24 protein-coding genes are annotated in these 23,247 nt (G+C 66.6%); 9 read left to right on the top strand and 15 right to left on the bottom strand.

Annotated elements, in window-relative coordinates; translation table 11 throughout:
- Nucleotides 1-265: 265 nt before the first annotated feature.
- From WC971_02475 to WC971_02495, 5 genes are all read left to right on the top strand, one after another.
- Nucleotides 266-1,435 carry a DNA cytosine methyltransferase gene (locus WC971_02475; protein ID MFA5843679.1) on the top strand — a complete coding sequence of 390 codons (1,170 nt, stop codon included), beginning with the start codon at nt 266-268 and terminating at the stop codon, nt 1,433-1,435.
- Nucleotides 1,416-2,462 carry a restriction endonuclease, SacI family gene (locus WC971_02480; GenBank protein MFA5843680.1) on the top strand — a complete coding sequence of 349 codons (1,047 nt, stop codon included), beginning with the start codon at nt 1,416-1,418 and terminating at the stop codon, nt 2,460-2,462. The genes WC971_02475 and WC971_02480 overlap by 20 nt, the downstream gene beginning before the upstream one ends.
- A gap of 227 nt (nt 2,463-2,689) precedes the next feature.
- Nucleotides 2,690-3,076 (top strand): hypothetical protein, encoded by a 387-nt coding sequence (locus WC971_02485; protein ID MFA5843681.1) that lies wholly within the window; start codon nt 2,690-2,692, stop codon nt 3,074-3,076.
- Nucleotides 3,066-3,470 carry a helix-turn-helix transcriptional regulator gene (locus tag WC971_02490; GenBank protein ID MFA5843682.1) on the top strand — a complete coding sequence of 135 codons (405 nt, stop codon included), beginning with the start codon at nt 3,066-3,068 and terminating at the stop codon, nt 3,468-3,470. The genes WC971_02485 and WC971_02490 overlap by 11 nt, the downstream gene beginning before the upstream one ends.
- Nucleotides 3,467-3,925, top strand: coding sequence for a hypothetical protein (locus WC971_02495; GenBank protein MFA5843683.1), 459 nt, complete (start codon nt 3,467-3,469; stop codon nt 3,923-3,925). The genes WC971_02490 and WC971_02495 overlap by 4 nt, the downstream gene beginning before the upstream one ends.
- Before the next feature lie 345 nt (nt 3,926-4,270).
- Here the strand turns inward: WC971_02495 and aroF are convergent, their stop codons facing one another.
- From aroF to WC971_02515, 4 genes are read right to left on the bottom strand one after another with little or no spacing between them, the layout of a single operon-like run.
- Nucleotides 4,271-5,062: a 3-deoxy-7-phosphoheptulonate synthase gene (gene aroF, locus WC971_02500; GenBank protein MFA5843684.1), complete on the bottom strand. Its 792-nt coding sequence runs from the start codon at nt 5,060-5,062 to the stop codon at nt 4,271-4,273.
- Between the two features lie 5 nt (nt 5,063-5,067).
- The gene (locus WC971_02505) at nt 5,068-5,343 is read right to left on the bottom strand and encodes a chorismate mutase (GenBank protein ID MFA5843685.1); all 276 of its coding nucleotides are present in this window, start codon (nt 5,341-5,343) and stop codon (nt 5,068-5,070) included.
- A 6-nt stretch (nt 5,344-5,349) separates the two neighbouring features.
- A complete protein-coding gene (gene guaA, locus WC971_02510; protein MFA5843686.1) occupies nt 5,350-6,918 on the bottom strand; it encodes a glutamine-hydrolyzing GMP synthase in 1,569 nt (522 codons plus the stop codon).
- Nucleotides 6,918-8,090 carry a GuaB3 family IMP dehydrogenase-related protein gene (locus WC971_02515; GenBank protein ID MFA5843687.1) on the bottom strand — a complete coding sequence of 391 codons (1,173 nt, stop codon included), beginning with the start codon at nt 8,088-8,090 and terminating at the stop codon, nt 6,918-6,920. Before WC971_02515 ends, guaA begins: the two co-directional genes overlap by 1 nt.
- Before the next feature lie 204 nt (nt 8,091-8,294).
- On the opposite strand from WC971_02515, the gene WC971_02520 reads away from it, so the two are divergent.
- Entirely contained in the window at nt 8,295-9,881 is a 1,587-nt protein-coding gene (locus tag WC971_02520) for an N-acetylmuramoyl-L-alanine amidase (GenBank protein MFA5843688.1), read from the top strand.
- Between the two features lie 106 nt (nt 9,882-9,987).
- Here WC971_02520 and ychF read toward each other — a convergent pair whose 3' ends face one another.
- Nucleotides 9,988-11,052: a redox-regulated ATPase YchF gene (gene ychF, locus WC971_02525; protein MFA5843689.1), complete on the bottom strand. Its 1,065-nt coding sequence runs from the start codon at nt 11,050-11,052 to the stop codon at nt 9,988-9,990.
- A gap of 81 nt (nt 11,053-11,133) precedes the next feature.
- Here ychF and WC971_02530 point away from each other — a divergent pair, with 81 nt between their 5' ends.
- Nucleotides 11,134-12,282 carry a glycosyltransferase gene (locus WC971_02530; protein MFA5843690.1) on the top strand — a complete coding sequence of 383 codons (1,149 nt, stop codon included), beginning with the start codon at nt 11,134-11,136 and terminating at the stop codon, nt 12,280-12,282.
- Nucleotides 12,283-12,518: 236 nt separating this feature from the next.
- Here the strand turns inward: WC971_02530 and WC971_02535 are convergent, their stop codons facing one another.
- Nucleotides 12,519-14,243, bottom strand: a complete 1,725-nt coding sequence (locus WC971_02535; GenBank protein ID MFA5843691.1) for an ATP-binding protein — start codon at nt 14,241-14,243, stop codon at nt 12,519-12,521.
- A gap of 21 nt (nt 14,244-14,264) precedes the next feature.
- Complete coding sequence (locus WC971_02540; protein MFA5843692.1) at nt 14,265-14,591, bottom strand: nucleotidyltransferase domain-containing protein; 327 nt, start codon at nt 14,589-14,591, stop codon at nt 14,265-14,267.
- A 175-nt stretch (nt 14,592-14,766) separates the two neighbouring features.
- Between WC971_02540 and WC971_02545 the strand changes: the two genes are divergently transcribed.
- Nucleotides 14,767-15,816: a DUF4238 domain-containing protein gene (locus WC971_02545; GenBank protein ID MFA5843693.1), complete on the top strand. Its 1,050-nt coding sequence runs from the start codon at nt 14,767-14,769 to the stop codon at nt 15,814-15,816.
- A gap of 164 nt (nt 15,817-15,980) precedes the next feature.
- On the opposite strand, the gene groL is transcribed toward WC971_02545, so the two are convergent.
- The 7 genes from groL to WC971_02580 all read right to left on the bottom strand — a co-directional run bounded on the left by groL (nt 15,981) and on the right by WC971_02580 (nt 22,081).
- On the bottom strand, nt 15,981-17,609 hold the full coding sequence (groL, locus tag WC971_02550; GenBank protein MFA5843694.1) for a chaperonin GroEL: 1,629 nt from the start codon (nt 17,607-17,609) through the stop codon (nt 15,981-15,983).
- 50 nt (nt 17,610-17,659) lie between these two features.
- Nucleotides 17,660-17,953, bottom strand: a complete 294-nt coding sequence (groES, locus tag WC971_02555; GenBank protein MFA5843695.1) for a co-chaperone GroES — start codon at nt 17,951-17,953, stop codon at nt 17,660-17,662.
- Nucleotides 17,954-18,131: 178 nt separating this feature from the next.
- Nucleotides 18,132-19,709: a tRNA (adenosine(37)-N6)-threonylcarbamoyltransferase complex transferase subunit TsaD gene (gene tsaD / locus WC971_02560; protein ID MFA5843696.1), complete on the bottom strand. Its 1,578-nt coding sequence runs from the start codon at nt 19,707-19,709 to the stop codon at nt 18,132-18,134.
- Entirely contained in the window at nt 19,706-20,491 is a 786-nt protein-coding gene (tsaB, locus tag WC971_02565) for a tRNA (adenosine(37)-N6)-threonylcarbamoyltransferase complex dimerization subunit type 1 TsaB (protein ID MFA5843697.1), read from the bottom strand. Before tsaB ends, tsaD begins: the two co-directional genes overlap by 4 nt.
- Complete coding sequence (tsaE, locus tag WC971_02570; protein MFA5843698.1) at nt 20,488-20,988, bottom strand: tRNA (adenosine(37)-N6)-threonylcarbamoyltransferase complex ATPase subunit type 1 TsaE; 501 nt, start codon at nt 20,986-20,988, stop codon at nt 20,488-20,490. The genes tsaB and tsaE overlap by 4 nt, the downstream gene beginning before the upstream one ends.
- Nucleotides 20,985-21,557 (bottom strand): uracil-DNA glycosylase, encoded by a 573-nt coding sequence (locus WC971_02575; GenBank protein MFA5843699.1) that lies wholly within the window; start codon nt 21,555-21,557, stop codon nt 20,985-20,987. The genes tsaE and WC971_02575 overlap by 4 nt, the downstream gene beginning before the upstream one ends.
- Nucleotides 21,558-21,565: 8 nt before the next feature.
- Complete coding sequence (locus WC971_02580) at nt 21,566-22,081, bottom strand: nitroreductase family protein (protein ID MFA5843700.1); 516 nt, start codon at nt 22,079-22,081, stop codon at nt 21,566-21,568.
- Between the two features lie 157 nt (nt 22,082-22,238).
- Between WC971_02580 and WC971_02585 the strand changes: the two genes are divergently transcribed.
- Nucleotides 22,239-22,580, top strand: coding sequence for a hypothetical protein (locus tag WC971_02585; protein MFA5843701.1), 342 nt, complete (start codon nt 22,239-22,241; stop codon nt 22,578-22,580).
- 1 nt (nt 22,581) lies between these two features.
- On the opposite strand, the gene WC971_02590 is transcribed toward WC971_02585, so the two are convergent.
- Nucleotides 22,582-23,244 (bottom strand): V-type ATP synthase subunit D, encoded by a 663-nt coding sequence (locus WC971_02590; protein MFA5843702.1) that lies wholly within the window; start codon nt 23,242-23,244, stop codon nt 22,582-22,584.
- Nucleotides 23,245-23,247 lie beyond the last annotated feature (3 nt).

Consider the following 23,247-nt stretch of genomic DNA (forward strand, 5'->3'; position numbering starts at 1 on the left):
GCACGTCGAGCCCGATGTGGGTAAGCTGGTCCATGGCCGGTCCCTCCGTCTGTCGGCGCCGCGGGCCGAATTCCCGCGGACGATCCACGTATACACGGATCGGACCGGCCATCTCATAGTGACTAGAGACAACAGGTGTCGACCCCGCATCTTGACGGCAGTGACACTGGCTGAGCGGCGTGGCCAATGTCATACCCCCGTGCGATAGTCTGGGTGTGGCGCAGATTGTGGCACTACCCACTCCGGCACTAGCGAAGGAGCATCATTGAGCCACCCCGTCATCAGCCTGTTCTCCGGTGCAGGCGGCCTGGATCTCGCGGTGCATCGTTGCGCTGAGCCTCCCCTGGTACAGGACGGCACTCCAAGTCCGCTCACCGTGGCAATCGCCACTGACTACTGCGACGTGGCGCTTGAGGCGTTTTGCGCCAACTTCGCCGACACCCCGACGCTTGTGGGGAACATCCGCGAGATGCCCTCGGACGACCTGCTCAGCGCGGGCGGTCTGGCTCCCGGTGACGCCACCCTTGTTGTCGGCGGACCCCCGTGCACGCCGTTCTCCAAGTCAGGGTTCTGGATAGAGGAGAAGCGCAACAGTGCTGATCCCGACGCGTCGCTCCTTGACGAGTACGTTCGTGTCGTTCATGACACGCGTCCGGCGGCCTTCGTGCTGGAGAATGTGCAGGGACTCACATATCGGACTCATCAAAGGCAGTTCGGTCGACTCATAACGCAACTGACAGATCTAGGCTACAACCCTCAGTGGAAGGTCCTTCTGGCTGCAGACTACGGTGTTCCTCAGTTGCGCAAGCGGGTCTTCGTTGTCGGACGCCGCGACGGCGTTGCTTTCCGATTCCCAGCGCCGACACACGGCGGCTTGAGCGAGCGGCAAGACTACTCGCATCCTGATCGGTTGCCCTACGTGACAGCAAGTCAGGCGTTCAACGGTCTGCCTGACATCCCGGAGCCAGGCGAGCTTGCGGAAGGCGAGTTCGCCGAGTTGCTCGCGAGCGTTCCTCCCGGTCAGAACTACCTGTGGCACACAGACCGATTTGGTGGACAGAACGTGTTCAAGTGGCGGACGCGCTATTGGACGTTTCTCCTTCGTCTCGCACCCAATCGTCCCTCTTCCACCATTCAGGCCCAGCCGGGTCCCTGGGTAGGACCTTTCCATTGGGAGAACCTAGAGAATCCGAACAGTCAGGAGAGGGCGCGTCGGCTGCGAGTGCCTGAGCTGTTGCGGCTCATGACCTTCCCCGACGGCTTCGCCGTCTCCGCGGATAGGACTTCAGCACAGCGGCAGATTGGCAACGCAGTACCACTCGAACTCGGAAAGGCGGTCATTCGCGCGTTAATGGAGCAGATGGGACTGCTAGAGCCGGTCCGGCTCGCGGCCCGCGCGTGCGAAAGGGAGACCGTTGGACTACTCGCGGGCTAGCAGCAAGCTCACTATTGCCCTCCGCCTTGCTCGTTCGGACGAGCCCCTTCCTAGCGAGTGGATTGACTGCGCGCGCGATGTCGCTGCGGAGCCCTACAAAACGTTCACTCCGTTTCTCGGCACAGCACTTCTCGCGAAGGCGATCGACCCACACCTTGACCCTCTCTCCATCAAGGAGGACTACGGAGCGCGGGCATACTCTGCACGCGGCTTGGCGCACCGGGTGTTGGTGCCCCGACTGATCGAGGAGCACATCGACATCCGCAATCGTGGTCCCGAGCCGCTCAACAATCAGCCGTTCTTCCGGTACAACCACGTGAGCGAGATCGAGCGTGTCAGGTATCCGGAGGCGCTCGAGCGACTGAAGGAGACACTCACCCGGGTGGATGCCCTCGACGCCGACGGCGCTGCGCTGGCACTGGCCGCGTTCGTACGCCAACGATTGCAGGCAACCGAGATGACGGTGATTCCCGTAGTCGGCGGGGCTGTCTTGAGCTTGGACCGCCTTGTTCGAGCGATGCAGACCTTCCTGGCAGAGGAGAGCGAAGGCGGCAAGCGCGCCCAAGCAGTCGTTGCGGGAATCATGGACTGCGCTTTTCGTGAGGTGGTTACCGCGCGCATCAACGACCCGTCTCGTCACTACCCCGGAGATGTCGTCGCCGTCGAGGACGGGGCGGTTCTCCTGAGTGTCGAAGTCAGAACGAAGCCCGTCAGCGCGGCAGAGGTGACTCGCATCGTGAGGGAATGCGCCGCAGCAGGTGTATCGCGGTGTGTCGTCGCAGCGTTCGCTCCTTCACAGGAAGTGCTCGATGAGGAGTCACTAGCCGCGGCAGCGCTGGCACGGGGCACTATCCTCAGGCTGCACCATTCTGCCGAGTCCATGTTGTACGCCGGTCTGTGTTGGCTCGACGGGGATATCGAGCCCGCCGTGAGCAATCTGCCGCAGCGTATTCTCCGACGCCTGGACGGAATCGAGGTCAGGCCAGATTCTCTTAGCAGTTGGGTCGACTTGTGCGGGGGAGACTGACGTCATTTGGCGAACATCGTTGTGTAGTCCATACACAGGGGGTTGTGTCTCTAACCCCGGCTTCCACCAGACTCGCTTCACTCGCAGGTGAAGCCGAAGCAAGTTAGCCCCAACCTGCTACACATGTCAGAGGTGTCCGCTAGGATCACAATGGCAATAGGTCCTGGACAAGTGTCAACATATTTGTTTACATAGTCGTTATCGCGGTAAGTACAGATTGGACCGGCGTGGAGGCTCAGAAGGTAGGCGATCGAACATGGATGCTTGTTACCAGTTCCGGTCAGTGCCAACCCAAGAAGTACCTCAAGAAGAACCGCGAGACTGCGCCAACGATGCTGGCGCGAATCCGTGACATTGACCAGAACGGACCCCCTCCGAACCAGGAACTGTTTCGCTGGTTGGATGAGCACAAACACCGGAACCTCCGATTGTGTGAGTACAAGGTCCACCATCCACGAGCATGCAGGGCATACGCAGCCTATACAGAAAGCGGATACGTAATCGTTCGAATTGAAGACAAGACGGAGAACGACCAGCAGTTCAACGACACGATGAAGTCGGTCAAGGCATCGATAGACGAGTTCCTAGGGGATGGCGAGAAATATGTCGACTAGTCTGCTTGACGATCTCAATGAGCTCATTGATGACGAAAGCGCTCAGCTCGAGTACAAGCACGAGCTGGCTGCCAGCGCGTTCACCAATGATGTTGCGCGCCTGATGGCCGACCAAGGCATTTCCCAAGCGGACCTCGCCCGCAAGCTGGGTGTTTCACGTGCGCGCGTTTCGCAGCTGATGCAGCACGCCTCAAGCCCCACGCTGCGCACCATGGTCGAGGTCGCGACCGCTCTCGGCTGTGACCTCGTACCGGGACTCGCCCCGTGCGGATTCCGCCCCGCTCGCTTGTACGTGGCGGATGGCAGCAAGAACGTCGCAGGGTACCGCCAGACCAAGCAGATCAGTGATGCGCTACGAGGACGTGTGGCTCAAGCAGAACGGATAGCTGTATGAGCTCGAACATCGACTCAATCCTAAAGTTGAATGACTTCAGGGCGATGAAGACCTACTTCGAGGTCAATCCAGGCGCGGGCACTTTCGAGAAGACGGACTTGAATCTCGCGATCGATATCGCCGTGCTTCAATCGGACGAGGCTGAAGACGACATGGCCGTCCAGCTCACGGTCGACGTAAACCGGGAAGAATCTCAGTTCGAGGCGGCGGGTTTCAAGGGCAGTGTAGTCATCGCCGGATTCTTCGATACGGCGGTTCTGAAGCGAGAGCATCCCGACGACTGGGAGCCGTTGCTCATCTACAACGGCGTTACTGTACTCATCGGGACAGTGCGCACCATGTATGCAGAACTCTCCGCCGCAAGTCCTGTTGGTCGTATTCTCATCCCGGCCGTGAACGTGGCGCAGATGCTGGACCATGCCAGCAAGAAGCAGGCGGATGGCGACGCGGACTGACCGCAGGTGAGCGTGACTTCAAGTTTGAATCGCAACACTGAGCCTTCCTGAGCGCCTTCCTACGATCGTGCATAGCATTCCTCCGGTGTCCGGTAGCCGTATCGCTTCCTCGGCCGTGAGTTGAGCTTCGCGGCGATCGCGTCGCAGTCGTCCATATCTCTCAAACGTCGGCATGGGTGGCTAACAAGGGTCTGGCTGACACGCACCAGGAGCCGATGCCGCGCGTAGCCGCCCGGGACGGGGTCGGGCGGCGAGTTCCGCAGCCGGGGAGGGCGCGAAGCGCCAGGGCCCCCGGCGAGGACTGTCTGAGCCGCGGACCCCGTCCCGGGCGGCTGCTCCGGCCCGCTACGCCAGTTCGCGCCCGACGGCCGCGGCGAACGGGGCGAGGTCCGCGACGAGCGCGCGCAGGCCGGGCAGGTCGAGCGACTGCTGCCCGTCGGAGAGCGCCTTGCGGGGGTCCGGATGCGCCTCGACCATGAGACCGTCGGCGCCGATCGCCACAGCCGCGCGGCAGACGGCGGGCACCATGTCGGCGTGGCCGACCGCGTGCGAGGCGTCCACCACGATCGGCAGGTTCGACAGCTTGTGCACGACGGGGACGGCGGTGATGTCGAGCGTGAAGCGCGTGGAGGTCTCGAACGTGCGGATGCCGCGCTCGCACAGGATGACGTTCTCGTTGCCCTGGTACGTGATGTACTCGCTCGCGCCGAGCCATTCCTCGATCGTCGCCGCCATGCCGCGCTTGAAGAAGACCGGCTTGCCCGACTCGGATGTGACCTTCCCGAGCTTCTTCAGGAGCGAGAAGTTCGCCATGTTCCGCGTGCCGACCTGCAGGATGTCGATGTAGGAGTCGACGAGCTCCGCGTGGGCGGAGTCGACGACCTCGGTGACGGTGAGCAGGCCGTAGCGCTCGCCCGCCTCGGCGAGGTACTTCAGACCCTCCTCCTCGAGGCCCTGGAACGAGTACGGCGAGGTACGCGGCTTGTACGCGCCGCCGCGCAGGATACGCACGCCGCACTCGGCCGCGACCGCGGCGACCTCCATGATCTGCTCGCGGCTCTCGATGGAGCACGGCCCGGCGATGATCGATATCGGGCCGGACCTCGTGACGGCGCCGATGGCGCATGCCTCCGTCATCGCCGTCACAGCTCCTTCATCACGTGGAGGACCGCCTCGTAGATCTCTCGCAGGCCGTCGGCGAAGAGCGGCCCGTCGTTGCTGCGCGTGAGGTTCTCGAAGATCTCCTCCTCGCGCTTGGGGTCGTACAGCGACCAGTTGACGGCCGGCTTGAGGTCGCGGATGGCGAGCGCCAGCTTCGCGCGCTCGTTGAGCAGCGCGACGATGCGCCGGTCGATGTCGTCGATCCCCTCGCGCAGCCGCGCGATGTTCTCCCGTGCCTCGTCGGTCTGCTCAGCCATGACGCCTCACTCCCACTCGATCGTGCCCGGCGGCTTGCTCGTGATGTCGTATGCGACCCGGTTGATGCCGGGCACCTCGTTGATGATGCGGTTGCTCATGAGCGCGAGCAGGTCGTGCGGGAGCCGCGCCCAGTCGGCCGTCATCGCGTCCGCCGAGGCGACCGCGCGGATGATGATCGGGCGCGCGTACGTCCGCTCGTCTCCCATCACGCCGACGGAGCGGATGTCGGGCAGCACCGCGAAGTACTGCCAGACCTCTCGGCCCTCGTCCCAGCGGCCTATCTCCTCGCGCACGATCGCGTCGGCGCGGCGCAGCATCTCGAGCTTCTCCTCGGTGATGTCGCCGATGATGCGCACCGCGAGCCCGGGGCCGGGGAAAGGCTGCCGGTGGACGATCTCGTCCGGCAGGCCCAACTCGGCGCCGACCGCGCGCACCTCGTCCTTGAAGAGGTGGTCGAGCGGCTCGATGAGGTCGAAATGCACGCCCGCGGGGAACGGGATGAGGTTGTGGTGGCTCTTGATCTTCGCGGTGGCCTTGCCCTTGCGCCCGCCGGATTCGATGACGTCGGGGTAGAGCGTGCCCTGCGCGAGGAACGCGACGCCTTCGAGCTTCGTCGCCTCCTCGAAGAAGACCTGCCAGAACTCCTCGCCGATGATCCGCCGCTTGAGCTCGGGGTCGTTCACACCCGCGAGCAGCGAAAGGTAGCGCTCCTGCGCCTGCACGTGGACGAGCGGGATGTGGAACTGGTCGCGGAAGACGCGTACGACCTCGTCCGCCTCGTCGAGGCGCAGCAGCCCGTGGTCGACGAAGACGCACGTCAGCTGGTCGCCGACCGCTCGGAAGACCAGCGCGGCGACCACCGACGAGTCGACCCCGCCCGAGAGCGCGCATATCACGCGCGCGCCGCCGACGCGCTCGCGGATGCGCGCGACGGCGTCGTCGATGATGTTGACCATCGTCCACGTCGGCGCGATGCCCGCCACGTCGTGCAGGAACCGCCTGAGCATGTCCATGCCGTGCGGCGTGTGGGCGACCTCGGGATGGAACTGCGTCGCGTACAGGCGCCGCGAGGGGTCCTCCATCGCCGCGACGCCGGTGGTCTCCGTGCGAGCACTGATGCGGAAACCGGGAGGCGGCGTGCCCACCGAGTCGCGATGGCTCATCCACACCTGCTGCTCGAGCGGCAGGCCGTCGAAGATCGCGCTGTCCTCGGCGAGCACCGACAGGCGCGCGAAACCGTACTCGCCGACGTCGGTCTTGGGAACGGCGCCGCCGAGATCGAGCGCCATGAGCTGCGCGCCGTAGCAGAGCCCGAGGATCGGCACGCCGAGGTCGTAGATGCGCGGGTCCATCTTGGGCGCACCGTCGGCGTACACGCTCGCCGGACCGCCCGACAGGATGAGCGCCGCCGGCTTGCGCGCACGCAGGTCCTCGATCGTGATGTCGTGCGGGACTATCTCCGAGTAGACCTTGCACTCACGCACCCGGCGCGCGATGAGCTGCGCGTACTGCGCGCCGAAGTCGACGACGAGCACCGTCTCCGGCTGCGCCTCGGGGCCGGACGCGGAGGGCATCAGCGGCCCATCCCCACGCCCTGCTCGTTCTGGAGCTTCTTGCCTTCGGTCTGCAGCGACGGAGCGACCATGACCTCGGCCTTCTGGAACGTCTTGAGGTTCTCGTAGCCGCATGTCGCCATCGAGGTTCGCAGCGCGCCGCAGAGGTTGAGCGTGCCGTCGTTCTGGTGCGCGGGGCCGAGAAGGACATCCTCGAGCGAGCCCTTCACGCCGGCCTTCACCCGCGTGCCGCGCGGCAGCTCGGGATGGAACGTCGCCATGCCCCAGTGGTAGCCGCGGCCGGGCGCCTCCGAGGCGCTTGCGAGCGGCGAACCGATCATCACCGCATCGGCGCCGCACGCGATCGCCTTCGCGACGTCGCCGCCGGCGCGCATGCCGCCGTCGGCGATGACGTGGCAGTACGTGCCCGTCTCGTCGAGGTGGCGCATCCTCGCCGCCGCAGCGTCGGCGACGGCCGTGCACTGCGGGACGCCGATGCCGAGCACGCGGCGCGAGGTGCACGCGTGACCGGGACCGACGCCCACCAGCACGCCGACCGCACCCGTGCGCATGAGGTGCAGAGCGCCCGCGTAGGAGCAGCAGCCGCCGACGATGACCGGGATGTCGAGACCGGCGATGAACGCGTTGAGGTCGAGTGGCTTGTCGTAGCTCGAGACGTGCTCGGCGCTCACGACCGTGCCCTGGATGACGAGGACGTCCAGGCCTCCGGCGAGCGCCGGCCCGATGTAGCGCTCGACGTTCTGCGGGGTGAGGCTGGCGGCCGCGAGCACTCCGCCGTCCTTTATCTCGCGGACGCGCTTCTCGACGAGCTCGGCCTTGACCGGCTCGAGGTAGATCTCCTGCATCTTGCGAGTGGCCTCTTCGTCCGGGAAGGAGGCGATTGCGTCGAGCTTGGCGGCGGCGTCCTCGAAACGGGTCTGAATACCCTCGAGGTTGAGGACGGCGAGTCCGCCGAGCTTGCCCATCGTCACGGCGAAAGCCGGATCCACCACGCCGTCCATCGCGGAGGCGAGGACCGGCAGCGGGAACGAGAACGTCTTGCCGCCGAACGCGAACTCCCAGTGGATGTCCACGTCGCGCGGGTCGCGGGTGCGCCGCGACGGCACGATGGCGATGTCGTCGAACCCGTATGCCCTGCGAGCCGTCTTGCCCCGTCCGATCTCGACTTCCATGCTGCCTCCTAAAGGCCCGAAAGGTTCGCCCGTGACGGCGGTAACACAAGACCAGGCCCGGTCTCCCCGACTTGCCGAGCGGGGGACTGCCTGGTCTGACGTGAGCCGCGAGCACAGTCCGAGCGGCGCGGTCGCCCGGGCCGGTCTCGGTATGCGTATTGTAGGTCGTTTGCGCGCGCGGGGGAAAGAGCGTATGTCTGACGCATGCGCAGATACCTAGCAACCGTCGCCGTCCTGCTAATCGCATCGCTCGTGACGGCGCCCGATGCGCTCGCCGCGACCATCGTCGTCGACCCCGGCCACGGCGGTCCTTACTCGAATTCCAACCACTTCGGCCTGCGCGAGGAGCACGTGAACCTCGCGATCGCGCGCGAACTCGCGCGCGAACTGCGGGCCCGCGGCCACACCGTCGTCCTCACGCGCGACCACGACACCGCACTCTCCCTTCGCGACCTGCCCACCTGGCACTGGGACTCGGGATGGCGCCTCTTCCCCGACGGGATCGTCCGCGTTCGCCAAGGGGTGCCCACCGACGACCTGCAGGCGCGCGTCGACGTCGCGAACCGCATCGGAGCCGATCTCTTCATCTGCGTCCACAACAACGGCGGCCGGCCCTCGGCGCGCGGAACGGAGACGTACGCCGCCCGGCGCGACCCGCTCGGACGACGGCTCGCGGCCGACGTCCAGGCCGCGGTCGCCGCCGGGGTCGGCACACGCAACCGCGGCGCGTTCGCGCGCGACTTCTACGTCGTGCGCTGGGCGGACATGCCGGCGGCGCTCGTCGAATGCGGATTCGTCAGCAACCGCGCCGACGCGCGCCTGCTCGCGAGCGCCGCGTGGCGCGCCCGGTTCGCTCGCGCCATCGCCGGAGGCGTCACGCGCTTCCTCGCGCGCCGGCCGTTCTCCGAACGCCTCCCCCGCATCGGCGGCGAGGGCGCCGCGGGGACCGCCGCGGCTCTCGCGCGCTCGGGCTGGCCGGAGGGCGCGCGCACGGTGATCCTCGCGTCCGCTGACGGGACGGCGGCGCTCGACGCGCCGACGCTGTCCCGCGCGCTCGACGCGCCGCTGCTCTACACGAGCGGCGGCGCTCTGCCCACCGCCACCGCGGCGGCACTCGCGGCGATCGCGCCGACGGAGGTCGTCGCGATCGGAAGCGAGGGATCGCTTCCCGCCACGCTTCTCGCCGAGGCGGCGGGCGTCGCCGGAGCGCATGCTTCGCGCATCGCCGCCGGAGACGCTTTCTCCGCCGTCACGGGACGGGTGCGCGCGCTCGTCGTCGCGTCCGGCGACGACACACGGACCGCCCTCGCCGCGGCCGCCGCGGCGGCCGACCTCCGCGCGCCACTGCTGCTCTGCGCCGGCGGGTCGCTCCCGGCCTCCGCGACGGCGTTCGTCTCCCGACACCGCCGGGAGGTCACGCTCACGGTCGTCGTCGGCGACGAGACCGCCGTGAGTGCCGCGACGGCCGCCACGCTCCCGGCCGCGCTCCGCATCGTCGGGAGCGACGCGTTCGAGACCCGCATGGCCCTCTTCGACCTGCTCGGGCGCCCCGGCGCGCTCTCGCCGCTCGTGGCGAGCGCACGCGACGTACCGACCGCGCTCGCGGCCGCCTGCTACGCCGGGAAGACGGGCCGCCCGCTCCTGCTCGTCGATGGACGCGCGCTGCCGGGCCGCTTGCGGGAGTGGCTCGGGCTGAACGCCTCCCGCGTCACCGGCCCGACGCTCGTCGGCGGCGTCGCGACGCTACCACCGTCCGTAGGGTGGGCGCTCGCGAAGGCGCTCGGAAGGTAGCGAGGACCGGGAGGTCCGGCGCGAGTTCCGCAGCCGGGGGAGGCGCGAAGCGCCGAGGGTCCCCGGCGAGGACTGTCTGAGCGCAGGACCTCTCGGTCCCCCGCCCCTACACGTTGAAGCGGAAGTGCATGACGTCGCCGTCGCGCACGACGTATTCCTTGCCCTCGATGCGCAGCTTCCCGGCCGCCTTCGCCGCCGCCTCGCTGCCGAGAGCGTCGTAGTCCGCGTAGGCGATGACCTCGGCCTTGATGAAGCCTCTCTCGAAGTCGGTGTGGATGACGCCCGCCGCCTGCGGCGCCTTGGCGCCGGCGGGAACGGTCCACGCACGCGCCTCGAGCGGCCCGGCCGTGAAGAACGACTCGAGTCCCAGCAGCCGGTACGCCTCGCGGATCAGCGCGTCGAGGCCCGCCTCGCGAAGACCTAGCTCCTCGAGGTATTCCACCGCTTCGTCCGGCTCGAGGTCGGCGAGATCGGCCTCGACCTTCGCGCAGATGGGCAGGGGCACCACGCCGTCGATCGTTGCTTGAGATTCGCCCAGCTCGGTCTCGTCGACGTTGGCGACGTAGAGCATCGGCTTCATCGTGAGCAGGTGGAGGTCGCGCAGGAGCGCGCGCTCGTCATCGGTCATCTCCATCGTTCCGGCACGATGGCCCTGGCCCATCCACTTCTCCACTCGCCCGACGAGCGCGACCTTCGCGGCGAGCGCGGCGTCGCGCTTCGCCTCCTTCTCGAGTCGCGGCAGCGCCTTCTCGACGGTGCCGAGGTCGGCGAGGACCAGCTCCGTCTTGATCGTCTCGACGTCGCCCGCGGGGTCGACCTTGCCGTCGACGTGCACGACGTTCTCGTCGGAGAAGTAGCGCACGACCTCCACCACCGCGTCGGTCTCTCGGATGTTCGCGAGGAACTGGTTGCCGAGTCCCTCGCCCTCACTCGCGCCGCGCACGAGCCCCGCGATGTCGACGAACTCGACGACCGCCGGGACCACCCGCTCGGGGTGGACGAGCTCGGCGAGACGGTCGAGGCGCGGATCGGGCACGGGCACGACGCCGACGTTCGGCTCGATCGTGCAGAACGGGTAGTTCGACGCGCCGACGCTCTTGCGAGTGAGCGCGGTGAACAGCGTCGACTTGCCGACGTTGGGTAGCCCGACTATGCCGATGGAGAGTGACAAAGGCGCTCCTCGCCTCTCGCACGTGATGGACTCTGGTACTGTACTCGATGGTCGCGCGACCCGCCACAGAGGAGTATGCCCGTGCGCATCGCGATGCTCTGCGACATGTACAAACCGCACCAGAGCGGCGTCACGAACCACATCGACCTCAACAAGGGGTCCATGGAGGCCGCCGGGCACGAGGTCTTCGTCCTCACCTTCGGCGACCTCGACCATCGCGACGAGGAGCGCAACGTCCTGCGCTCGCCTGGGGTCCCGTGGGGGCGCACCGGCTACAGGTTCGGCCTCGGATACTCCCGTGCCGCCCGCCAGGTCCTGCGCACCGCGGACGTCGCGCATGTGCACCACCCGTTCATGAGCGGCCGCTTCGCGCTGCGCGAATGCGTGCCGCGCTCGATACCGATCGTCTTCACGAACCACACACGCTACGACCTGTATTCGGACGCCTATGCGGCATTCGTGCCAAAGGCGATCCGCCGCGCGTACGTGCTTGGCTACCTGCGGCGTTTCTGCTCCCGGATCGACCTCACTATCGCGCCGTCACCCGGCATCGCAGCCTGGCTCCGAGAGTCCGGCGTCACGGGACGGGTCGAGGTCGTGCCGAACAGCGTCGACACCCGCCCGTTTTGCGAAGCGGACCGCGCGGCGGCGCGAGCCGGGCTCGGCATCGGCGACGATGAGACGGTGGTGTGCTATCACGGCCGCCTCGGACCGGAGAAGGACATCACCACCCTCCTGGGCTGCTTCGGTGCCGCGTCGAAGCGAGTGGACGGCCTCACTCTCCTGCTCGTCGGAGACGGGCCGGAGCGGACGCGCCTGGAGGCGTACGCGCGCGGCACCGGGCTCGCAGGGAAGGTGCGCTTCACCGGAGCGATACCGTACCCGAAGATGCCGGGGGTGCTCGCCGCGGCCGACTTCGCCGCGACGGCATCGGTCACCGAGGTCCACCCGCTCACGGTCATCGAGGCGATGGCGACCGGCCTTCCAGTCGTAGGCGTCGTCTCGCCCGGCGTGAGCGACACCGTCGAGGACGGCACGACCGGCCTGCTCGTCGCGCCTGGAGACCCGGTCGCGCTCGCCGGGGCGATAGAGCGCCTCGCGAGCGACGCGGGGCTGCGGGCGGCGATGGGTGGGCGTGCGCGCGAGGCTGCGGCCGCGTACGACGTCGCCCGTACGAGCGCCGTCGTGCTCGAGCGCTACGCGGAACTCGTGCGTGCGAAGCGGCGGTAGGATACGGGGAGGACGGGCTAGAGTCGTCTTTTACGCTTTCGAAGGGCTCGTTGCGGCCATTCATCGCCGTAAACGAAGCGCTGGTTAGTTGGCGGACTCGTCTGCGAAGTACTTAGCCATCATGTCCTCCGCAATTGTCCGCAGCTGGTCCGCAGCTGGTCCGCAGCTGGTCCGCACCCTGTCCGCACCCTGTCCGCACCCTGTCCGCAGCTGGTCCGCAGTCGTCATCGTCATCGTCAGAACAGACTCCGCTGACTTGAGTCGGGCGGCTGGTAATCGGCATTGATTTCGTAGAATGCACTGGGATCGCTAACCGACTTCCCGTGCCTTACAAGCATGCCCTTCTCGACGAGCGCTGCAAGCGCTCTCTGGATGTGTCGGCGATCCATGTCGACCGCATCCACGACATCACTCGCCTTTGCACGCCCGCTCTGATAGACGACTTCGAGCACGGTGATTTGTATTGACGCGAGCTCGTCGAGTACGTGCTCCGAGTATCGCTCGCGCAAGTCCGCAACTGCTTTCTGGCCCGCTACGGTGTAACAAGCAGCGCCTCTGGTTCCATGCTGCGTGAGCAAGCCGCGCCGGACCAATGCCTGCAACTGGCGTGTCGCCTCAGGCCCATCAACGAAGTTGAGTGACTGAACGTCAGAGTTGACCACACGTCCGTCGCGAGCCGCCGTGACAAGAATGCGCTGCTGATCTTCGGGAAGGCCGTGCGCCCCCAGGCCCTCTAACCAGGCGTGCGCCTCCTCATCCAGAAACGCGTGGAGCCTCAACGTCACCGTGAACGATGTGGCAGCGTCCTTGAACTCCGGACGGGGAAGATGCGCCTCGTCCATGGCACGTATCATGTTGTCGATACCGATGCCGTGACGCTCAACGTACCCCAAGGCCCTCAGCACGTCTGCAGTTCTCGGATTGCGTGCATAGGATTCCGTGACGATGTTCTCGAGCGTTATCGGATAGGGCAACCCTCCTGGGCTTTGGATCTCGATGCGATCAGCGAATAGCCGGACATGGACGGTGCCGCCTGCCAGCGCGTAGTCGCGGTGGCACAGTGCGTTGACAATGGCTTCTCTGAGGGCGAAGCGGGGCACCGCGGGCAGCTTTTTCACCCTGAAGCCATCCGCGAGCACTGCCATGCTGAGCCTGTCCGTCAAGAGCCGCTCAGTTCTGTCGATGATCGCCGGGATTGTCCCTTCGACCTCTTCCGAGTGGATATAGACACCGCCGGCACCCGGCTGGGCGATCGACTTCCCCGGGAACTGCACGAAGAGCACTTTGCTCTGAGGGACCAACGCCTGCGGGTCTCGCGCGAAAAAGACAGCGCCGAGTACCGTCAGCGCGTCAGACCCAGGACCACGGACGATTGCGCCAAGCCCGCGAAGCACCTCCTCATCGGAGGCATGCGACACTAGCGAGTCCGGGTTGCGCTCCAAGACGGATTCCTTGTACATCCCCACGGCAGCTTCATCGACATCCGCCAGCGCCGTGCCCGAAACTTCGCGAAGCTCGTACTCGATTTCGGTCTTCGCGGCAACATGCGACGGCTCTTGGTCGAGGTAGATCGCCTCGCGCTCGCCACCTCGTCTTCGCGCAAGTGAGCCGTTGATGTGCTGGTGAAGCGTCGGAGAATCCGGCACCTCCATGAGAATCGCGTATGCTCCGGACTCTGGGTCGGGCACGACCTCGACTCGCACCAAGTCGAGTGGAGGTCGCATGCATTCCCGAGCAGCTCGGCTGATGCTGTCCAGTTCTGCTTGGCCGACGGACTTGATCTTGCCGCTGAACCTCGGCGGTCGGTCGTGAGTCATGCCAAAGACCACAAACCCACCCTGAGCGTTCGCGAACTGCATGAAGTAGTCAGCCAGCTCGCTCGGCTTGACGATGTTCTCCTTGAGCTCAAGGGTTTGGGTCTCGTGGCCCTCAACGAGGCGTTCCAGCTGCTCCGCATTCATCCTCGGACGTCCTTCAGCTTCTCATCCATAGAGCAAAAGCCCCTCCTCGAGCACCTGGCACTCAATCGAGGCGTGCACCTTCGAGTACCTCTCGAACTCGGCGTGTGTCTTCACGAGGATGTCGGTCGGGAACTCGAGCCCCGATAGGGCCCGGTGTGCGCGCTGCGCCCGACGGATCGGCGTGTCATCGCTCTCGGCGACGATCACCGCGAAGTCGTAGTCGCTGTCCTCCGTCGCCCGCCCCCACGCGCGCGAGCCGAAGAGGTACACCTTCTCGGGGTGGAACTCGGCCACCAACCGCTTCGTGGCCTCACCCAACCGCCGTTCTTCCACCGCGACCGGACCCATGCGGCTTCCCTCCGGGATCAAGAATCGGTGCTCCGAACGCTCATGCGTTCGCCTGAAGTATATCCTCCGCACACGACGGCCGCATTCGTGCGGGCGGCTCATGACAGGGTTGCTCCAGTGCCGTCGAAATGTCAGATGGCGGCGCTACAATTGCCCCGACTGAGCGGAGGCAGCGGTGAAGCCGAGGTCAAACCAACCGAAGAAGCATCACTACGTTCCCTGTGTCCTGCTGTCTCGCTTCGGTGACGGCGAGGGGCGCAACACCCTCATATGGGTTTGGGACAAGCAGACGGGCAAAGTCCGCCGCACGAGCGTCAACGACGCCGCACACGAGAAGCACCTCTACCGCGTCCCCAGGGAAGACTGTGCACTCATCGCCGATCTACCCGGCATGCGCTCGCTGCCAGAGGAGTACCAGGGCGAACTCGGCTGGGAGCACATGTTCGCGGACATCGAGGGGATTTTCGGCACCCTGCTCGATAGCATGTCCGAAAACCTTCGCATACCCGAGAGAGGCTCCGACGACTGGCGGTTCCTGCTGCACACCTTCTTTCTCTTGTCGGCGCGAACGCCCGCGAAGATGGAGGAAGCGCGAGTGGTGGGGGAACTCACGCTGAACATGTTCGCTCAACTTGAGGTCAACCGCTCTGACGACCCCGAGCGAGAGGCGCCCCGCTACGAAATGCCGTTCCGCGAGAACAGTCATATCCTGCTGGCGCACACCTTGCTGTCCATGGAGCCGGTGGTCGCCCTGCTTGCCGAACGCAACTGGTCGCTGCGTGTAGTGAACGACCCCGCCAACTTCATCCTCACCGACTATCCCGTGTCTTATTCGTTCGCACGACCATCCCGCAACGAGTTCGATAGTGCCGCCCCTGCGACGAAGAATACACTCGCCACTCTCCCTTTGAGCCGAAACATGTTGTTGGTCGGCGAGTTCGAGGTGCCAAGCGGGATGCGCATGGGCGATGCCAGATGGGTGGGATACCAGAACAACCTGGCATTCACCCTCGCCGAGCGGTTTTTGTTCACCCGCGAGGACAGGTTCGACTGCCTGACCGACTTCGAGCGTCTTCCCGCTTATGCCAGCATCTATGGCTCGGAAGAACGGCTGGTCACCATCACGCCCGAACTGTTTCGTTCGATGCACGAGAAAGGCGCACTCGAAAAGCCCGTGCGCATGACCGTCAACGGGCAACTGCCACAGGACTACCGCCTTTCGTAGTTCGCCCGCCCATGGCAGCAGGTAGGAATACCTTCCCAGTGACCTACTCTGTCCTGAGCACTCCCTCCGCTCGCGGTCGCGCGTGCGAGAGTGAGAACGACCGGAGGGCCGCCCCTCGCGGGACGGCCCTCGGTTCGATGCGTTTCTCGGTGCGAAAACGCGGCCTAGTACATCCCGCCGCCCATGCCGCCGCCCATCGCGGCCGCGGCGGCGCCGCTGTCCTTCTCCTTGACGTCCGAGACCGTGGTCTCGGTGATCAGGATGAGCGCGGCGATCGAAGCCGCGTTCTGCAGCGCCGAGCGGGTGACCTTGACCGGGTCGATGACGCCCATCTTCACTAGGTCGCCGTACTCGCCGGTAGCGGCGTTGAGACCGTGGCCCTTCTTGAGGGTCTTTACCTTCTCGGCCACCACGGAGCCCTCGAATCCTGCGTTCGACGCGATCATCTTCAGCGGCTCGTCGAGCGCCTTGCGGATGATCCGCACGCCGATGGCCTCGTCCTCGTCGACCTTCAGGGCGTCGAGCACCTTCGCCGCGTCGGTCAGAGCCACGCCGCCGCCGGGCACGATGCCCTCCTCGACCGCCGCGCGGGTCGCCTGGAGGGCGTCCTCGATGCGGTGCTTCTTCTCCTTGAGCTCGACCTCGGTGGCCGCGCCGACCTTGATGACGGCGACACCGCCGGAGAGCTTCGCGAGCCTCTCCTGCAGCTTCTCCTTGTCGAAGTCGCTGTCGGAGTTCTCGATCTCGACCTTGATCTGGTTGATCCGGCCCTTGATGTCCGCTTCCTTGCCGGCGCCGTCGATGATCGTCGTGTTCTCCTTGGTGATCTTGACGGTCTTCGCGCGGCCGAGCACCTCGAGCGTCACGCTCTCGAGCTTCGTGCCGAGCTCCTCGCTCACTACCTGGCCGCCGGTGACGATGGCGATGTCCTCGAGCATCCGCTTACGGCGGTCGCCGAAGCCCGGCGCCTTGACGGCGACGCACGTGAACGTGCCGCGCAGCTTGTTGAGGATCAGCGTCGGCAGGGCCTCGCCCTCGACGTCCTCGGCGATGATGAGAAGCTGCTTGCCGGCCTGCATGACCTTCTCGAGCACGGGGAGCAGGTCCTGCAGGTTGGAGATCTTCTGGTTCGCGATGAGGATGAGCGGATCGCTGAGCACGGCCTCCATGCGGTCGGGGTCCGTGATCATGTAAGGCGAGATGTAGCCCTTGTCGAACTGCATGCCCTCGACGGTCTCGATGTCGATGCCGAAGGTCTGGCTCTCCTCGACGGTGATGACACCGTCCTTGCCCACGACCTCCATCGCCTCGGCGATCTTGGCGCCGATCGTCTCGTCGGCGGCTGAGATCGAACCGACCTGCGCGATCTCGTCCTTGTCCTCGATGTCCTTCGCGTTGCCCTTGATCTCGGCGACGACGGCCTCGACGGCCTTCTCGATGCCGCGCTTGATGGCGAGCGGGTTCGCGCCCGCCGCGACGTTGCGCAAGCCCTCGTGGACGATGACCTGGGCCAGCAGCGTCGCGGTGGTGGTGCCGTCACCGGCGACGTCGTTCGTCTTCGTAGCGACTTCCTTGATGAGCATGGCGCCCATGTTCTCGAGCGGGTCGTCGAGCTCGATCTCCTTGGCGATGGTCACGCCGTCGTTGGTGATCGTCGGCGCGCCGAACTTCTTCTCGAGGACCACGTAGCGCCCGCGGGGGCCCAGGGTGACCTTCACCGCGTCGGCGAGCTTGTTGACGCCCGCTTCGAGGCCGCGTCGAGCCTCCTCGTCGAACCTGATGTCCTTGGCCATAGTGAGTGTTCTCCTTCCGGATGCGTGAGAGAGAGGCGTCGAGGGCTTCGCTAGCCCTTGACGATCGCGTACACGTCGTCGGCGCGAAGGATCAGGTAGTCCTCGCCGTCGATCTTGATCTCGGTCCCGCCGTACTTGCTGTAGATGACCACGTCGCCGACCTTGACGTCCACGGCGATGCGCTTCTTGCCGTCCTCGTCCCACTTGCCCTCTCCTACGGCCACGACCTTGCCCTTCTGGGGCTTCTCCTTGGCCGTGTCGGGGATGAACAGTCCGGACTTGGTCTGCTCCTCCGCCTCCAGCTGCTTGACGACCACGCGGTCGCCCAAAGGCTTGAGATCCATGTCTACCCTCCTGCTTCACGTGCTCGACTGACCGGTTCCGGGGCGCGATATCGGCTTGCGCCACGCATGAGTAGGTACCCCTCCTCGAGACGCGTTAGCACTCGCTCCCCGTGACTGCTAACGGAATCGGATTGTAGCGAGGCGCACGCGCGTATGCAAGACCTGCGCCGTACAAACGTCACACATCTGCTACGTGGCCGCTCATATCCTGGCCAAGCCGCAGGTTAGGAACGGCCTCCGCGTCGAGTGGGAGCCTGTCCCCGCGCGCGAGGCGGAAGTGCGCGGCAGCGGCGACCATCGCCGCGTTGTCGGTGCACAGATCCAGCGGCGGCACGCTCAGGCGCACCCCCTTGGCCCCGAGCGCGGCGGCGAGCGACTCGCGCAAGCGAGCGTTGGCGGCCACACCGCCGGCGAGGCAGAACGTCCGCACGCCGAGTTCCTCGGCCGCCCGCACCGCTTTCGCCACCTGCACGTCCACGACAGCCGCCTCGAACGAGGCGGCGATGTCCGCCACGGCGAGATCACGGCCGGCGGCACGCTCCTTCGCGATGTGCGTGACGACGGCCGTCTTGAGACCGGAGAGTGAGAAATCGAAGTCACCCGAGCGCAGCATCGCGCGCGGGAACGGGATCGCCTCGGAGTCGCCTTGCTGCGCCAGCCGCGAGATCGCCGGACCGCCCGGATAACCTAGTCCGAGCGCCTTCGCGACCTTGTCGAACGCCTCCCCCGCCGCATCGTCGAGCGTGCTGCCGAGGGTGCGATACTCGCCCCAGGCCGGCACGTGGACGAGCGACGTGTGGCCGCCGCTCACAAGGAGCGCCACGAGCGGCGGCGCCACCGTCGGATCGGCGAGCAGGTTCGCGAAGATGTGCGACTCGAGGTGGTTCACCCCCACGAGCGGAAGCCCGGTCGCGAACGCGAGCCCCTTCGCGTATGCCACCCCGACCACGAGCGCGCCCACGAGCCCTGGACCGTGTGTCACGGCCAACCCGTCGAGTTCGCCCAGGCGCACCCCGGCGCGGGAGAGCGCCTCGTCGACGACGGCGACGATCGCCTCTGTATGCTTGCGGGACGCGATCTCCGGGACGACCCCGCCGAAGCGTGCGTGGAAGTCGACCTGGCTCGCGACCACGCTCGACAGCAAGTCGGTGCCGTCGCGCATGACCGCCGCGGCGGTCTCGTCGCACGACGTCTCGATGGCCAGCAACAGCTCACCTCTCGGCAGGTCCGCCGAATCCTTCGCAAGAGACAGGAGCGCGCGGTCCCCCCGCGCGGAGATCGCATCGAGCGCCGCACTCGACTCCTGTCCCGCAAGGTCGCCGGTCCACATTATGAGCGCGTCCTCGTGCGTGTCGGGGTAGTACCCCGTGCGGATCCCCTCTGTGATGAAGCCCGCCTCGCGGTAGAGCGCGACCGCGGCGTCGTTGCTCGGACGCACCTCGAGGGTGAGCCTGCTCGCACCGCGCGAGCGCGCCTCGACGGCGAGGTGCGCGAGCAGCGCCGAAGCCAGACCCTCGCGACGGAACGCCGGCGCTACGGCGAGATTCAGCAAGTGAGCCTCGTCATCAAGGACCATGATCCCGCCGAAGCCGAGAAGGCGTCCGTCCGCCTCCAGAACCGCCCAGTAGCGCGTGTCGGTCAGCGCGAGTTCCTCGCGGAACGACGCCCGCGACCACGGCATCGTGAAGCTCGACTCCTCGACCCTGAGCACGGAGTCGAGGTCGGCCGAGGTCATCTCCCTGACCAGCACGCTCACGGTCCCACCGCCCCTGGACCGGCGACCCCGCTCTGGGGAGGACGTTCCCGGGAAGCCTGCCTGGAGGGCTCGCGCTCCTCGGCGTCGGCGAGTCTCGTGTAGATGGGGAGCAGCGCGCCGGGCTCGCCCTCCCCGGCCACCACGCCGCGAGCATGCGCCTCGGCGAGAAGCGCGCGTCCCGTCGGATACCACCGCTCGCGGTCGACGACTTCGACGCGCCCAGCCAGAGCCTCGCGAAAGACCGCCTCGTGCTTGGCGAGGCCGTCCCCCGCGAGCAACATCGCGCCGTCCGTCTCCGCCGCCCAACGCGAAGCCGTCTCCAGCGGCCGCTCGACGAGATCGACGCCGATCCGCCGGACGTCTCCGCCTTCGAGCCGGAACAGCGCCGGATAGACTTCTCCCCGCATGGCGTCGCCGACGATGCCGAGCATGCCGCCATTCCCGGCGAGCCCCCGCGCGACGGCATCGAGGGTGCCGACGCCGTAGAGCGGGACCCCGAGACCGTGAGCGAGGCCCTTCGCGGTCGCCACGCCGATGCGTACGCCGGTGAACGAGCCGGGGCCCCGCCCGACGACGACGCACTCGAGGTCGGCCGGCGTGAGGCCCGCTTCCGCGAGGAGATCGCGCAGACCGGGCAGTAGGTTCGACAGTGCCGCCCGCGGAGCCATTCGGTCGCTCTCCGCGAGGATCTCGACGTCCCCAGGTTCACCAGGCTCCGGAAGCCGGCCGACGGCGATGGCGAGCTGCTCGGTCGCGGTGTCGAAGACCGCGGTCAGCTTCACGCGGCACCGCCCGCAGCGTCCCCGGCGGCGGCGACCCACGCCCTCGCCAACGCCATCGCCCGCGGACCGGTCGGCCGCAAGCAGAGTCGGCGGGAGGTCTCGCCCGCAAAGCTTATCTCGACCGAAAGGTGATCGTCGGGCAGCGCCTCGGGGAAGCGATCTCCCCATTCGATCAGACTCACGCCGCCGGACTCGAGCGTCCCGCGGAAGTCGATGTCCTCGAGCTCGTCCGCGTCCTCGAGCCGATACAGGTCGAGGTGGAAGAGTGTGAGTGCTCGGCCGGGGTGCACCAGGAGGATGTTGAACGTCGGGCTGGTCACGGGCTCCTCGACTCCCATCCCGCGCGCGACCCCCTTCGCCAGACATGTCTTCCCTGCGCCCAGATCCCCGCACAGCGAGACGACGTCGCCGGGCTCCACCAGGCGAGCGAGCGCTTCACCGGCACGCTCGGTCGCCTCGGCGCTGCGACTGCCGATGACGAGCGGCTCGCCGCTCACCCCAGCGCCCTGTCCAGCACGACCCGTAGACGCTTGAAGTCGTCGAAGAGCACGTCCCGCTTGTCGGGCGAGTAGAGCGCGGCCGCAGGATGGAAGATCGGCACGACCTGACGCCCGTCCACCTGGTAGAGCCGCCCCCTGAGCGACGAGATCGGCGCGTCCGTGTGGAGCATGTAGCGCGTCGCGAAGTTACCGAGCGTCGCTACGACCACGGGGTCTATCAGGCGCAGCTGCTCGGCGAGGAACGGGGTGCACGTGGCGATCTCCTCCGGGAGCGGGTCCCTGTTGTTCGGCGGACGGCACTTGAGCACGTTCGCGATGTAGACCTCCGTCCGCCGCAGACCGATGCTGCCGAGCAGCTCGTCGAGGAGCTTCCCCGCTGCGCCCACGAACGGCTCACCCTTCAGGTCCTCGTTGCGGCCCGGCGCCTCTCCCACGAAGACGAGACGCGCGCCCGGGTCTCCCACGCCGAAGACGAGCCGGGTGCGAGTGGATCCGAGGGGACAGCGGTGGCAATCGCCGATGTAGCCGCCAAGGGCCTCGAGATCGGGATGAGAGAGATCGGTCACGGACGGCCTCACAGCCAAGTCGTGACGTCCTGGAGCGGCCGCCGCGACGGCTTGCCCGCCGACTCCGCCGAGTAACCGACGGGCAGGATCGCCACGGGCGCGATCGGGTGGGGTATCTCCAGCGCCTCGCGCACCGCACCCTCGTCGAACGCTCCGATCCAACAGGAGGCGAGACCGCGATCCACGGCCGCGAGCAGGATGTTCTCGACGGCGGCCGCACTGTCCTGTATCGCATAGAGCATCTCGCCGCGGTCACCGTATCGCGCCGCGCAGGGACGCGGGTCGACGCACACGACGATCACGACCGGGGCCGCGGTCGCCCAGCGCTGCGTCAGCGCGCCGGCAAGCCGCTCGCGAGTGTCGAGCGAGCGGACCACGTAGAACCGCCACGGCTGGATGTTCCCGGCCGTCGGAGCGCTGACGGCGGCGGCCAGCAACTCCGCGACGTCCTCCTCGCTCACTGCGAGCTTGGGGTTGAAATGGCGCACGCTGCGCCGCTTCGCGATAACCTCGGCGAACTCCACGGCGGCCCCTTAGCCTCTTAAGCCGCCTGACGCGGCACGGGTGCGTGTCCCGCCCTGCCCACACACTTCCACGCACGGGACATCTCCATTCTAGCGCAGCGCGGCAGGAACCCTGCCGCGCGTGGCGAATCCAACGGACAAGGGGGTGGGACGGAGAATGAGCAGCCAGCGGCCCGACATCACTGACGAGGACATTGGAATGCGCGCGCTCGAGCTCCGCCGCGAGCGGGCGGTCGAGTACGCGGTCGACCGGCTCCGGCGTGGAGCGGCCGAGCGGTGGCGGACACTGGACCCGGCGGACTACGAGCGCTTGACTTGGTTGCTCGGGGAGCTGTGGTCGTTCGTCACCCACTCGGAGTGGAACGACCTGCACTTCTCCGGCGCGAGCGGCGCGGACATCGACCGTCTTCTCGAGTTCGCGGCCGAACTGCGCGCGGGAACCCGGCCCACCGATGCCGTGCTCTCGGAGGCCGAAGGGGTCGTCCGTAAACAGGATTAGATCAGCCGGCGGCCGCGGCCGCCACGCGGGCGGCTTTCGAGCGCTCTATCTGCTTCTTGACCTTCTTTAGGCGGAACAGGTCCTCGCGTGCGCGTTCGTCCAGCGTCATCTGGATCGCGCGGACCTGTTCGCTCAGCGTCGGGATGGTGACCTGTTCGAGCGCGTTCACTCGTCGGCTCGTCTTCTGTATCTCCTCGCCGAGACGCTTCAACCGCGTCTCGATGTCCGCATACTCGATGATGGCGTCGAGGATCTTCTCGAACTTGTCGGCCGCCTCGTCGATGCGTGACGAGACGCCGGTGACGGCGTAACCACGCGTGAACGACGTCCGCAACGGGCTCTCGGACTTGTTCACGACCGGCACGGCGACGCCCATGATCTTCGTGCCGGTCATGCCGACCTTGATCGTCCCCTTGCCGGCCATCGCCGCGGAACGCACGGTCACGCCGCCGTCGACCGCTTTCGCGACGGTGAGGCTGAACTGCGCGTTACGCGACATCTGTTCGAGACTGCCCGACAGGCGCAGGGTCTCATCCATGACCGCCATGAACTCGATGAGCAGCGCGTCGCGCTTCTGCTTGAGCAGTTCCATGCCCTGTTTGGCGAGCTGGATCTGCCCCTTGCGCTCGAGCAGCTCGGAGCGTGTCGGGCGGACCTCCTCCACGCG

It is taken from the genome of Coriobacteriia bacterium, assembly GCA_041658765.1.
In the GTDB taxonomy this organism is placed as follows: domain Bacteria; phylum Actinomycetota; class Coriobacteriia; order Anaerosomatales; family JBAZZO01; genus JBAZZO01.